This window comes from Microbacterium suaedae, assembly GCF_003254645.1.
In the GTDB taxonomy this organism is placed as follows: Bacteria; Actinomycetota; Actinomycetes; order Actinomycetales; family Microbacteriaceae; genus Microbacterium; species Microbacterium suaedae.
The window spans coordinates 40,772-53,263 of record NZ_PNFD01000007.1 but is presented as its reverse complement, the minus strand read 5'-3'; the positions used below and the strand labels follow the sequence as shown (position 1 = coordinate 53,263).

General features: G+C 69.0%; 13 protein-coding genes. 10 read left to right on the top strand and 3 right to left on the bottom strand.

Translation table 11 applies throughout. The features are described from left to right. The 9 genes from C0012_RS15240 to C0012_RS15195 all read left to right on the top strand — a co-directional run. On the top strand, positions 1-626 hold a 626-nt coding region (locus C0012_RS15240), incomplete at its 5' end, for an LPXTG cell wall anchor domain-containing protein (RefSeq protein WP_162621964.1). A gap of 144 nt (positions 627-770) precedes the next feature. Then, the gene (locus tag C0012_RS15235; RefSeq protein WP_110590533.1) at positions 771-1,520 is read left to right on the top strand and encodes a DUF5819 family protein; all 750 of its coding nucleotides are present in this window, start codon (positions 771-773) and stop codon (positions 1,518-1,520) included. Further along, entirely contained in the window at positions 1,517-2,647 is a 1,131-nt protein-coding gene (locus C0012_RS15230; protein WP_408631147.1) for an HTTM domain-containing protein, read from the top strand. Before C0012_RS15235 ends, C0012_RS15230 begins: the two co-directional genes overlap by 4 nt. 141 nt (positions 2,648-2,788) lie before the next feature. Then, on the top strand, positions 2,789-4,864 hold the full coding sequence (locus tag C0012_RS15225) for an acyl-CoA dehydrogenase family protein (protein ID WP_110590534.1): 2,076 nt from the start codon (positions 2,789-2,791) through the stop codon (positions 4,862-4,864). Between the two features lie 97 nt (positions 4,865-4,961). Then, positions 4,962-5,942: an AAA family ATPase gene (locus tag C0012_RS15220; protein ID WP_110590535.1), complete on the top strand. Its 981-nt coding sequence runs from the start codon at positions 4,962-4,964 to the stop codon at positions 5,940-5,942. A 132-nt stretch (positions 5,943-6,074) separates the two neighbouring features. Then, complete coding sequence (locus tag C0012_RS15215) at positions 6,075-7,541, top strand: RDD family protein (RefSeq protein WP_110590536.1); 1,467 nt, start codon at positions 6,075-6,077, stop codon at positions 7,539-7,541. Between the two features lies 1 nt (position 7,542). Beyond that, the gene (locus tag C0012_RS15210) at positions 7,543-8,367 is read left to right on the top strand and encodes a PP2C family protein-serine/threonine phosphatase (RefSeq protein ID WP_110590572.1); all 825 of its coding nucleotides are present in this window, start codon (positions 7,543-7,545) and stop codon (positions 8,365-8,367) included. Then, positions 8,364-9,206, top strand: a complete 843-nt coding sequence (locus C0012_RS15610) for an FHA domain-containing protein (protein ID WP_198411161.1) — start codon at positions 8,364-8,366, stop codon at positions 9,204-9,206. The genes C0012_RS15210 and C0012_RS15610 overlap by 4 nt, the downstream gene beginning before the upstream one ends. After that, a complete protein-coding gene (locus tag C0012_RS15195) occupies positions 9,203-9,589 on the top strand; it encodes a hypothetical protein (protein ID WP_162621966.1) in 387 nt (128 codons plus the stop codon). The genes C0012_RS15610 and C0012_RS15195 overlap by 4 nt, the downstream gene beginning before the upstream one ends. 16 nt (positions 9,590-9,605) lie before the next feature. On the opposite strand, the gene C0012_RS15190 is transcribed toward C0012_RS15195, so the two are convergent. Together C0012_RS15190 and C0012_RS15185 are read right to left on the bottom strand one after the other, a co-directional pair. Continuing rightward, positions 9,606-9,971 (bottom strand): dehydrogenase, encoded by a 366-nt coding sequence (locus C0012_RS15190; RefSeq protein ID WP_110590538.1) that lies wholly within the window; start codon positions 9,969-9,971, stop codon positions 9,606-9,608. A gap of 82 nt (positions 9,972-10,053) precedes the next feature. Further along, a complete protein-coding gene (locus C0012_RS15185; RefSeq protein WP_110590539.1) occupies positions 10,054-10,317 on the bottom strand; it encodes a glutaredoxin domain-containing protein in 264 nt (87 codons plus the stop codon). An 81-nt stretch (positions 10,318-10,398) separates the two neighbouring features. On the opposite strand from C0012_RS15185, the gene C0012_RS15180 reads away from it, so the two are divergent. Beyond that, positions 10,399-11,496, top strand: a complete 1,098-nt coding sequence (locus tag C0012_RS15180; protein ID WP_232527969.1) for a glycosyltransferase — start codon at positions 10,399-10,401, stop codon at positions 11,494-11,496. 6 nt (positions 11,497-11,502) lie between these two features. Here C0012_RS15180 and trhO read toward each other — a convergent pair whose 3' ends face one another. Further along, positions 11,503-12,399 (bottom strand): oxygen-dependent tRNA uridine(34) hydroxylase TrhO, encoded by an 897-nt coding sequence (gene trhO, locus C0012_RS15175; protein ID WP_110590540.1) that lies wholly within the window; start codon positions 12,397-12,399, stop codon positions 11,503-11,505. Between the last annotated feature and the right edge of the window lie 93 nt (positions 12,400-12,492).

Genomic DNA, 12,492 nt, shown 5'->3' with positions numbered 1-12,492 from the left:
ACGCGGATGCGTCCAGCGATGCATCGACGGACGTCTCCTCGGAGGCGAATGCGTCGGCCCAGGTGGCGGCTCAGGCTGCTGCGCAGGCGGATGCGACGTCGGCGTCGAACGCTGATGCCACCTCGGCTGCAGAAGGCAACGCTTCGGCGGCTGCCGCGGCTGCATCGAACGCAGACTCGTCGTCTGACGCTTCGGCCGAGGCCGCGGCGAACGCAAACGCGTCGAGTGCCGCCGACGGGCAACAGATCTCGATGGAGCTCCAGCACGAGCGCCGTCAGGTCGGCGAGCAGCAGGTTGCATACGGCTACGGCTTCGAGCCCGGCGAGACGGTCACGGCGACGCAGTTCTCCGACCCGTACGCCATCGGTGAGCAGGTGGCCGACAGCAACGGTGAGGTCGTGTTCATGTGGGACGTTCCGGCCGACTCTGAGAACGGCGACCACGTCGTTGAGCTGACAGGTGCGACCTCGGGATCCGTCGAGGCGACGTTCGAGGTCTACGGCTCGGGCGGCGACCTGGCCGCCACGGGCGGAGACACGGCTGCCACCATCGGCGCCCTCGCGGCAGCGATGCTGCTGGTCGGAGCCGGCGCCTGGTACCTGCTGCGACGTCGCGAACTCGCATGAGGTAGCGAGCGTGCCCCGGTGCTCCGCGGGAGATGATCCCGCGGGGCACCGGTCCGTACGCAGATCCACCCGTGGTCCGGTGACGCAGTACTCACCGGACCACGGGTGGTTCGTCGTCGCGATCGCCGACTGAGGAGTGACCCCATGGCACTGACAACCCGCCCCCGCCGTCGTCTCTACATCCGCATCGCCATGTGCCTCGCCGTTCTCGTGACGGCCTGGCACGTGTTCGCCTCGTTTCTCTGGATCGCCCCCTGGGCGCCCCTGCGCGAGGTCGTCGGCCAAGAGCGTCTGTCGAGCTACATGATCCCGATGTTCGGGCAGTCGTGGAGCGTCTTCGCGCCCGAGCCGATCAACGGCGATTACCGCTTTGAGGTACGGGCGCTCGTCGGGGGAGCAACCACAGAATGGGTCTCTGCGACCGATGTCGAGCTCACGATGATTCAATATCAGCTCTTCACGCCGCGCGCCGGGATCGTCGCCCAAGACGTGTCGAGCCAGCTCAAGGCGGCGTGGGCTCGACTCGACGGCGACCAGAAGTCGGTCGCAGAACTGAACTACTTCGAAGACGCGTGGGAGGAGCGCATGGCGGAGGCCATGACGGCGTACGCGGACACGAACTCGGTCGACGAGTACATGGAGCAAGAGCACCGCGCCACGGCCTACGCCACGCAGGTCGCGTACGCGCTCTGGGGCGATGATGTCGAACGCGTGCAGTATCGGGCCACTCGCCAGAACGTGATCCCCTTCGCCGACCGCCACGATCCTGACGCAGAGCCGCCCGGAATCCAGTACTCGCCGACCGGGTGGCGCGCGCCCGTCGTCAACGAAGGGCAGTCGCAGCAGGCATTCGAGGACGTATTCCGTGCGGCGTATGAACGGATGGGCGAGTGAGCGGCCGCGATGCGGGGACGCCCCGCTCCGTCGTATCCGACGTCCGGCGAACGCTCGTCCGGACACCTCGCGCGATCGCGCGGCTGCTGCGCCTGCTCGTGCACACCCTCCTCCGGGTCGCGCGAGACGCATGGCTCTGGGGCGAGGCCTGGCTGCTCGACACCAAGAAGTCGCTCTACGGGCTGGCGGTCACGCGGATCCTGTTCGGTCTCACCGGCATCGGCCTTCTGCTGACGAACTTCTCGACACGCCTGTACACGTTCGGATCCGGGTCCGCGTGGAACGGTGAGGGCGCCGAGCCGGTCAGCGACTTCCCGAAGATATGGATCTTCAGCTGGTTCCATCGCGTCGCCTACGACGACGCGCTCTTCACGACGCTCTATCTCGTCCTGCTCGCACTCGCCGTGATGTTCACGATCGGGTGGCGCTTCAAGATCGTGCTTCCCGTGTACTTCGTGCTCTGGGTCAGCTTCATCGAGATGACCGACGCCGTGGGTGACCAGGGCGACAATATGTATCGCATCGTGCTCCTCCTGCTGTTCTTCGCGGATCCCGCCGCGCGATGGTCGGTCGACGCGCGACGCCGCGCTCGCACGGGGTTCCGCACGATCCTTCCCGTCGAGATCAGCAATCTGCTGCACAATCTCGCTCTCGTCGCCCTGACGGCGCAGGTCGTCTTCGTCTACGTATCGGGCGGTCTTTACAAGGCCGGTGGCGACCCGTGGGCGGGCGGCTACGCGGTCTACGCCCCCCTCATGACCGACCGGTTCGGCACCTGGCCCGTGCTCAGCGAGTTCCTCACGGCGTGGGGTCCGGCGGTGACGATGATCAGCTGGGGATCGATCATCCTCCAGATCGCGTTTCCGCTGATGCTGCTCACGCGCCCCACGCGCATCGTCGCGCTGATCGGCATCATGTCGTTCCACATCGGCATCGGCGTGCTGATGGGGCTGCCGTGGTTCTCGCTCGCGATGATCGGCATCGACTTCATCTTCATTCGCGACCGGACCTGGATCCGTGCGCGCGAGGCGATCGTCTCGGCGTTCCGCGAGGAACCCGACGAGAGCATCGACCCACCCGTCGAATCCGAGGAGAGCCGTCCGGAACCCGCGGTCTCCGTGCGCTGATCCGAGGGATGTGCCGAACCGACACGTCGCGCCGAGGTGGGCGGGCACCGACGTTGTGTCGCTGGCACAAAGAATCCGTGGCGATGTGCACGTTCTCGTAGATTCTCGGTGATTCCCACTCGACGACACGAGAGGTCAGCCGTGGCAGACACCGCCGTTCGCCCTGACAAGCCCGCGCACACCAGCACCTCGGGACAGACCGCGCCCGAATTCGACGTGAGCATCGACGTCGATCAGCTCACGCCCCACCTGCTCGGGAAGTGGCGCGACATCCGGCTCGAGGCGCGCGAGATGATCAAGGACGACGCGTTCTGGCGCGTCGAGGGGCAGCACTACCTCGAGCACCGCGAGCGCGTGCTCGAGCAGTGCCGGATGCTCGCCGAGCGCGGCGCCGGAGGGCGGGCCTTCCCGAAGGAGTATGGCGGTCGCGGCACGCAGGGCGGCAATCTCGCGGGCTTCGAGGAGCTCGTGCTCGCGGATCCGAGCCTGCAGATCAAGTCGGGCGTGCAGTGGGGGCTGTTCACGTCGGCGATCTACCAGCTCGGCACGAAGAAGCACTGGGATCGCTGGCTCCCCGATGCGATGTCGCTCGATCTGCCGGGCGCCTTCGCGATGACCGAGACCGGTCACGGATCCGATGTGCAGTCGATCGCAACGACGGCTACGTACGACGTCGAGTCGCGGGAGTTCGTGATCCACACGCCGTTCCGTGGCGCCTACAAGGACTACCTCGGCAACGCGGCGACGCACGGGCGCGCGGCGACGGTGTTCGCGCAGCTCATCACGGGCGGCGTGAACTACGGCGTGCACTGCTTCTTCGTTCCGATCCGCGACGAGAACGGCGACAATCTGCCGGGCATCACGAGTGAAGATGACGGCCCGAAGGGCGGCCTCAACGGCATCGACAACGGCCGGCTCGCATTCGACCACGTGCGCGTGCCGCGCGAGAACCTCCTCAACCGCTACGGCGACGTCGCGGCCGACGGCACCTACTCGAGCCCCATCGCGAGCCCCGGGCGCCGCTTCTTCACCATGCTCGGCGCCCTCGTGCAGGGACGCGTGTCGCTCGACGGCGCCGCCACCTGGGCGTCCGCGCTCGCGCTGAAGATCGCGGTCACCTACGGAAACCAGCGCCGACAGTTCGACGACGGCACAGGGGAGGAGTCGGTGATCCTCGACTACGGGAAGCACCGTCGCCGGCTCATCCCGCGCATCGCGACGGCCTATGCCCAGACGTTCGCCCACGAGGAGCTGCTCCAGAAGTTCGATGGAGTGTTCAGCGGCGAGACCGACACCGACGAGAATCGCCAGGATCTCGAGACTCTCGCGGCCGCGCTCAAGCCGCTGTCCACGTGGAACGCGCTCGACACGATCCAGGAGGCACGCGAAGCGTGCGGAGGGCAGGGCTACCTCGCCGAGAACCGCCTCGTCGGCCTCCACCAGGACCTCGACGTCTACGCGACGTTTGAGGGCGACAACAACGTGCTCCTCCAGCTGGTCGGCAAGCGGCTGCTGGGCGATTTCGCAGCGCAGTTCTCGGGGAAGGACACCCGGCACCTCGCCGCATACGCCGCACGTCAGGGCGCGTCGAAGTTCTTCCACGGCGCCGGGCTCCGCCAACTTGGCCAGGCCGTCGCCGATCTCGGATCCACCGCGCGCTCGGTTGAGCTCGGCCTGCGCGCCGAAGACCAGCACCAGCTGCTCGCCGATCGCGTGCAGCAGATGGTGTCCGATGTCGGCTCGCGCCTGAACGCGGCGCGGAAACTGCCGCCCGCCGAGGCGCAGGAGGTCTTCAACGAGAACCAGGTCGAGCTGCTCGAGGCGGCCCGCGCACACGGCGAGCTGCTGCAGTGGGAGGCGTTCACCGACGGGATCGACCGGATTGAAGATGAAGACACGCGTGCCGTTCTTGTGTGGGTGCGAGACCTCTTCGGCCTCTCGCTCATCGAGACCCACCTCACCTGGCACCTCGTGAACGGCCGACTGTCGACGCAGCGAGCGGCTGCGGTCACGCGCTACATCGACCGGCTCTGCACCCGCCTGCGACCGCACGCTCAGGACCTCGTCGACGCGTTCGGCTTCGCGCCGGAGCACGTGCGGGCGCCGATCGCGTCCGGCGCGGAGCGCGAGCGGCAGGAGGAGGCACGCGCGCACTACGAGGATCTGCGCGCCCGCGGAGCGGAGCCGACCCCCGAGAAGAAGGCACGCGCACGGTAGGGGAGGCGTCGTTCCTGGCGTGTCGTCGCGGCTAGGGTGGTGAGGCTGGCGCCCTGAATGGTCGCGCGCATCCCCGCGAGCGAAAGCGAGACCCACCATGAGCATGACACCACAGCAGGCCGCGTGGTTCACGACCACCTTCGGCCGTCTCGTCGACAACGTCGATCACGCGCTGATGGGCAAGCGCGACGTCGTGAGCCTCGTGCTCGCTTCGATGCTGGCAGAGGGGCACGTTCTGCTCGAGGATGCGCCCGGCACCGGCAAGACGAGCCTCGCGAAGGCCCTCGCGGCCACGGTGCAGGGCACGTCGAACCGTATCCAGTTCACGCCAGACCTCCTGCCGAGCGACGTGACGGGCGTGACGATCTACGACCAGCAGACCCACTCCTTCGAGTTCCACAAGGGGCCGGTCTTCACGTCGATCCTCCTCGCCGACGAGATCAACCGCGCCTCGCCGAAGACCCAGTCGGCCCTGCTCGAGGTCATGGAAGAGGCGCGGGTCACGGTCGACGGGGTGACGCACGAGGTCGGTCGCCCGTTCCTCGTCGTCGCGACGCAGAACCCCGTCGAGACGGCCGGAACCTACAAGCTGCCCGAGGCACAGCTCGACCGCTTCCTCATCCAGACGTCCATCGGGTACCCGACGGTCGAGGTGACGGAGCGGATCCTGGCGGGCTCGGCCGAGCGCGACCCGGCGAGCCGTTTGGCGCCGCTGATCACGACCGACGCGGTCGCCGACATGGCGGATCTGGCGGCAAGCGTGCACGTCGAGCCCTCGGTGCTGCGATACGTGGCGGAGCTCGCCGAGGCGACCCGTACGGATCGAGACACGCGTCTCGGGGTGTCCGTGCGCGGAGCGATCGCGATGATCCGACTCGCGAAGGTGTGGGCGGGGTCCCAGGGGCGCCACTACGTGATCCCTGACGACATCAAGTCGCTCGCCCAGCCCGTGTGGGCGCACCGCCTCGTGATGGATCCGGAGGCCGAGTTCTCGGGCGTCGTGCAGAGCACCGTCATCGAGCGCGCGCTCGCAGAGATCCCCGCACCGCAGACGCGATCGCAGGCCGAGGCCGTCTGAGAGCGGAGTTCTCCGGATCCGTCGCGCATCGCGCCGGGCAGAACTGCCCGCGCCGTCGCGGAACGGTGCGACTTCGTGAGAAAGTCACAGGTACCCGAGAAGCAGTGAGCACGAAGGAGGCCTGACGTGAGTATGTCGACAGGTCAGTCAAGCGACGCAGGCGCGCCGTACGGCGGCGTACCCCCGGCGGCGCAGCACCCTCCGCACGTCGAGGCCCCTCAGCCCGCGTCTCTCGGCACGCGCGTCGGCGTCTACCTCATCGACATGGTGCTCGTCGGCGTCGCCGCGGGGATCCTCATTGGGCCGATCTCGGTCGTGCTCGCCGCCGTCTCCGCGCCGATGTTGGCGCGCGGCGAGGCGCTGGGGTATGTGCCGCTCGTGCTCGTGCCCCTTCTCATCGCCACAGCCCTCATCGTCGTCTACGTCGCCATGCAGGGCTCGGGCGGCTCGTTTGCGCAGCGGTGGCTGAAGGTGCGCCTCGTGCGGGCCGGGACGGGAGCGAAGCTCGGATTCTGGCGCGCCCTGGCGCGGCACCTCATCTGGGCGCTCTCGACGGTGATCGTCGTCGGCTACTTCTCGGTGTTCTTCGACCGATCAGGGCGACGCCAGGGGTGGCACGACAAGGCGACGGACACGCTCGTCGTCGACATCTCGGGATCGCGGGCCGCCTCCGCCGTCGCCCCGCAGGGCTGGCAGCCGGATCCGCGCCTCAACGGCGCGCCTGCGGCCGCCGCACCGGCGTCGCCCTACGCCGCGCCATCTGCACCCGCCGCGGCTCCGCAGTCTCCGGCCGGGTACGGCACGCCTCAGGCGCAGTACGCGCCGCCCGCCGCACCTCCCGTGCCGCCGAGGCCCGCGGATCCGCCGGCGCCCGCCGACCCGTCTCCCGCACCTGCTTCACCACGGGGTGGCATTGCGGCATCGGATCCCGCGCCCGCCGATCCGTTCGCCACGCCGGCTGCTCCCCAGGACGCCTTCGCGGCGCCGGATCCTGCGCAGCCCGCCGCCGCCGATCCGTTCGCCACGCCAGACGCCCCTCGGGATGCCTTCGCCGAGACGGATCCCGCACAGCAGGCGCCGGTGGATGAGGGGCCGATCGCCTTCGTGCCCGGTGTGACGGGCGAGCGTCCTCCCGCACCTCCGCGAGCCTCGGAGCCCGAGCCGCTCGAACAGCCCTCGGCCCCGCCCGCCTCGGAGACGATCGCGCAGCCGCCGGCGGACGACTTCCCGGACGACACGGTCGTGATCAACCGCTCGAGCCGGCAGGCTCCGGTGAGCGTCGTCCTCGCCTGGGACGACGGACGACACACGACATCGACTTCCCGCACGGTCTTCGGTCGGAATCCCCTCGCGGAGGACGGAGCGGATCATGTCGCGATCGAGGACGACTCGCGGTCGCTGTCGAAGACGCACTTCGAGATCTCCGTCGACGGCGAGGGTGCGACGGTGACCGATCGCCACTCGACGAATGGCGTCGTGCTTGAGCGGGACGGCGTTCCGACGGAACTCGTGCCCGGTGTGCCCACGGCGCTCGCCGTGGGGGACGTGCTCGCGATCGGTGATCGGCGGGCGACGGTCGAGCGCGCGGGCCGGTCCTGAGATGACGGCTGCGATCACGACGGCGAGCGGCGTCGCGACCGACGCCGGACGTCGTCGCACCCTCAACGAGGACGCGGCCCTCGCATCATGGCCGTGCTTCCTCGTCGCCGACGGGATGGGCGGGCATGATGCCGGGGACGTCGCGGCGGCGACCGCGCTCTCCGCGTTCCAGCGCTTCGCGGCGCGCGAGTGGGTCACGGTCGACGATGCGCGCGGGGCCGTCGAGGCCGCGCGATCTTGCATCGAGAGCTTCTCCCGGGCGCAGAAGGCCGGCGCGGGAACGACGCTCTCGGGAGTGATCGCGACGGAGATCGACGGCGTCGGCTATTGGCTGGCGCTCAACGTCGGCGATTCGCGCACCTACCGGCTGCAGAACGGCGTCCTCACGCAGCTCACCGTCGACCACTCGCTCGTTCAGGAGCTGATCGACGCGGGCGCGCTCACCGAGGAGGGGGCGCGAGGGGACCGCCGCCGCAACGTCGTCACACGCGCTCTGGGGGCCGGTGCCCTGGGGGAGACGGACGTCTGGATGCTGCCCGCCGCGGCCGGCGACCGCATCCTCGTCTGCACAGATGGGCTGACCGAGGAGCTGCCGGCAGACCTCATCGAGGCGACCCTGAACGCCGAGGTCGACCCGCGGACCGCCGCCGCCCGGCTCGTGCGCGAGGCCGTGATGCACGGCGGGCGCGACAACATCACGGCCATCGTCGTCGACGCGGTCGACGTCAGGCGCGGGTGGGACGAGCCCGAGACCGACACGCTGGACCGCGCCGCGTGGCACGACGACACCGTGCCCAGAGAACGTATCGCCGGGAGGAGCGGATGAACGAGGAAGGCTCACTCATCGTCGCGGCGGGCAGGATCGCACTCGTGCCCGAGGGGACGGACCCCGCGCGCGTGCGCATCGCGCTCGCCGAGTCGGCGGAGGCCGCGGGCGACGCGCTCGCGGATGCCGCCTGGTTCGTGATCGTCGATCACTCGGATGAGCCGCCGCGTGTGCTACGACGCGGCGATGTCCCGGTCACCATCGTCTCGGAACCGGAACCGGAACCGGAACCGGAACCGGAACCGGAACCGGAACCGGAACCGGAACCGTCCGATGCGTCTGCGGGCGACACGATCCTCGACCTCTTCGATGAGGAAGCGCCGGATCCTGACGCGGGTGATCATGACGGTGCCACGATCACCCTGGCGGAGCTGCGCGCCCGGCGCGCGGCACGCGAGGCGGAGGATCTGGGAGACGTGGATGACGCGGGCGACCACGACGGTGCCACGATCACCCTGGCGGAGCTGCGCGCTCGACGCGATGCGGCACCGAAGGCTCGCAGCTGGCGGATCCGCCTCTCGACGGGGGAGTCGTACGGCGTCGACCGCCCGATCGTGGTCGGCAGGAGCCCACGCGCGTCGCGCGTCGCGATCGAGGACGCTCCGCGCCTCGTGACGGTCGCGAGCCCGCACCTCGATATCTCCCGTAACCACATCGAGGTCCGACGGGACGGAGATGGGGTCGTGATCACCGATCTGCGCACGACGAACGGCACCGTCCTCCTTCGTGAGGGGGAGGATCCCGTTCATCTGCGGGGCGGAGAGGGCACCGCCGGTGCTGCGGGGGACGTCTTCGACCTCGGTGACGGCGTCACCGTCGAGCTCGAGGACACACCGTGACACGTCGCAAGCGACACGAAGGCTCCGACGAAGCTGCGCGGGGATCCCGGCGGCCCATGCCGGGGCGATCCGGCGAGGTGCCGACGGTCGACACGTCGACGTTTCGCGTCGCAAGCCGCGTGATCCCCCTGCCGGGCGAGCCGCGCGAGATCACGCGCCCGTCGGCGGTCGTGCAACGACGGCGATCCCGTCGCCGACGCATGACCACCTGGATCCTCGCGGGGATTGCGCTGATCGCTCTCGTCGCGGCGGTCATCGTCGTCATCGTCGCGCTCACCTCCGGTGCGCCCGACGCGGGCGCCGAGGCGTCGCTCTCCGCGGTGACCGGCGTCGAAGCCGTCGCGGCTCAGGGGGAGAGAATCGGTGCGGCTGCCCCGGAATGACGTCGAGTATCCGACGTCAGGCGACGGGCGACTCGTGCGCGAGGACCTTGATCATGATGCCGCGGCGACCGAGCTCGGCGATCGTCTGAGCCTCCTCGGAGGCATCGCGGCCGAACACGCCGACGTTCGTCACGACGACGACGTCCCCGCGCTCGAGGCGCCCGAAGAGTCGAGTGAGGCGTTCTTCCCAGGTCTCGGCGACGTTGGGCGCGGGATGACGGAAGCCCTCGATGGGAACGCCGAAGCTCGTGAGCTGGCGCCGCTGCTCGACGATCGACGGCATCCCGTCGCGTCCGACGACGATGCCGACGAGCCGTGCGTCCGTTGGGCGCGCTCGCCAGATCTCGTCCCGCGTGGTGACTTCTTCGACGTGCTCGCTCACACGTCCATTCTGCCGCACCGGGGCAGAGATCCGCAGGCGCACCCCGTCGGCGCGGCGGATGACGCGGTCGCGGAGACCGGGATCAGATGAGGCTGAGCTCGCGCAGCTTCGACTCGACGTCGGCGTTCGACGGCTCGACCTGGTGACTCGCGTCGGGGTAGAGGACCACGGGGATGTTCGTCCGCCCGGAGATGTCCTTCGCGACGTCGGCCGCACTCGGGTCGGTCTCGAGGTCGACGTAGGAGTACTCGATGCCGAGGCCGTCGAGCTGCGCCTTCGTGCGACGGCAGTCGCGGCACCACTCGGCGCCGAACATCGTGATGGTGTCGTTCGCGGGAGTCGTCATCTCTCCAGGATAATCGGCGTGAACGCGGGGGGATCCGTCGTCCGCGCCGGCCGCGGGGGCGGCGCGTGCGACGATAGGTGAGTGCTGACCGTCATCATCCCGACCTACAACGAGGTCGGCAACGTGGCGGAGCTGGTGGGCCGAGTCGAGGCGGCCCTGGCCGGGATGGAAGCCGAGATCCTCTTCGTCGACGACTCGACGGACGGCACCGACGACGAGGCGCGTCGCGTTGCGCGAACAGCGAGCGTGCCTGTTCGCGTCGTCCATAGGGACCGCCCCGCTGGCGGCCTCGGGGGTGCCGTGGTCGAAGGTTTCCGGCGCGCGCGATCGAGCCTGTGCATCGTCATGGACGGCGACCTGCAGCACCCTCCCGAGATGATCCCCGAGCTCGCCCGACGTCTCGCGGCCGACGACGTCGACCTCGTGTGCGCGTCTCGGTATGCCGATGCGGGAAGCGCGACGGGTCTCGCCGACGCGGGCCGACGGCTCGTCTCCCGCGCATCGACGGCGATCACGCGCGCGATGTTTCCCCTGCGCCTGCGGAACGTGACCGATCCCATGACGGGATTTTTCGCGATCGACACCTCGCGCATCGATCTCGACGATCTGCGCCCGCGAGGCTTCAAGATCCTCCTCGAGATCATCGTGCGCACGACGGTGCGCGTCGCCGAGGTGCCCTTCGATTTCGCGGACCGCTTCGCGGGCGACTCGAAGGCATCGCTGCGCCAGGGTGCGCGGTTCCTGCATCAGCTGGCCCTGCTGCGGTTCGGGAAGATGAGCGCGTTCGCCGCGATCGGCGCACTCGGCGCCGTCGCCAATGTGGCGATCGTGTGGCTCCTCACCGAGCTCGGCGTCGGCTATATCTGGGCGGCGATCATCGCGGCCGAGGTGACGATCATCGGCAACTTCCTGCTCGCGGAGCGCTTCGTGTTCCGCGACCTGAAGGGGCAGGCGCGGGGGTTCTGGCACCGATTCGCCTCGTCGTTCATCTTCAACAATGTCGAGTCGGCCGTGCGGATCCCCGTGATGGCCCTCATGGTCTCGGCCTGGGGGATGGCGAGCCCCGTCGCGACGGCGATCACGCTCGCGGTCGCATTCCTCATCCGCTTCACGTTCCACTCGCTCGTCGTCTACCGGCCGCGGGTTGAAGCGCGCGAGCGCACGACAACGAGCGCCTGAGCCGAACTACGCCGCCGCGGCGTGAGCCCGGCAGATCGCGCGCTCGCCGCAGTCCTCGCAGAGGACGGTGCGGCGGCGGCAGGCGTCGTCGGCGCAGTTCACCATGCGATCGCTCGGAGCATCGCAGGATCCGCACCGGCCGATCACGGTCGCGTCGTCGCCGAAGCGCGTCGTCTCGCGACCGTCGAACACGTAGAGGGAGCCTTCCCAGAGCCCGGTGTTGCCGAACGTCTCGCCGTATCGGACGATCCCGCCGTCGAGCTGATAGACCTCCTGAAATCCACGGGAGGTCATGAGGCTCGACAGCACCTCGCAGCGGATCCCGCCCGTGCAGTAGGTGACGACCGGCTTGTCCTTGAGGTGGTCGTATCGTCCTGAATCGAGCTCATCGATGAAGTCGCGCGTCGTCTCGGTCGAGGGAACGACGGCGTTCTTGAATCGGCCGATCTCGGCCTCGAAGTCGTTTCGTCCGTCGAAGAAGGTCACCTCGTCGCCGCGCTCCGCGACCAGCCGGTGCAGCTCGCCGGGCTTCAGGTGGACGCCGCCGCCCACGACACCGTTCTCGTCGACGCGCAGCTCCTCGGGGGCGCCGAACGAGACGATCTCGTCGCGCACCTTCACCGAGAGGCGCGGGAAATCGAGGGTCTGTCCGTCGTCGTCGAGCCCTGATCCCGGGGCCCACTTGAAGTCGATCGTCGAGAACGGTGCGTACTGCTTCGTCTTGCGCACGTAGCGCTTGAGGGCGCTCATGTCGCCGCCCACCGTGCCGTTGATGCCGTGCTCAGAGATCAGGATCCGGCCGCGCAGACCGAGCAGCTCGCACAGATCGCGCTGCCACAGGCGGATCGCGTCGGGATCGGCGATCGGCGTGAAGGAGTAGAAGAGCAGGATCTTGGCAAGCACGGCCCCAGGATAGGTCGGCGGCCTTCGAATCCGATGGGGTGATTCGGCGGTGGGCCTTGTCCGATCTGGGACAGAGGTTCAGGATGAGGGCGG

What these genes read in the sequence shown, in the direction of transcription:
- C0012_RS15185 (WP_110590539.1), bottom strand. Translation starts at nt 10,317, where the DNA reads ATGACGACTCCCGCGAACGACACCATCACGATGTTCGGCGCCGAGTGG.
- C0012_RS15215 (WP_110590536.1), top strand. Translation starts at nt 6,075, where the DNA reads ATGTCGACAGGTCAGTCAAGCGACGCAGGCGCGCCGTACGGCGGCGTA.
- C0012_RS15610 (WP_198411161.1), top strand. Translation starts at nt 8,364, where the DNA reads ATGAACGAGGAAGGCTCACTCATCGTCGCGGCGGGCAGGATCGCACTC.
- C0012_RS15220 (WP_110590535.1), top strand. Translation starts at nt 4,962, where the DNA reads ATGAGCATGACACCACAGCAGGCCGCGTGGTTCACGACCACCTTCGGC.
- C0012_RS15235 (WP_110590533.1), top strand. Translation starts at nt 771, where the DNA reads ATGGCACTGACAACCCGCCCCCGCCGTCGTCTCTACATCCGCATCGCC.
- C0012_RS15210 (WP_110590572.1), top strand. Translation starts at nt 7,543, where the DNA reads ATGACGGCTGCGATCACGACGGCGAGCGGCGTCGCGACCGACGCCGGA.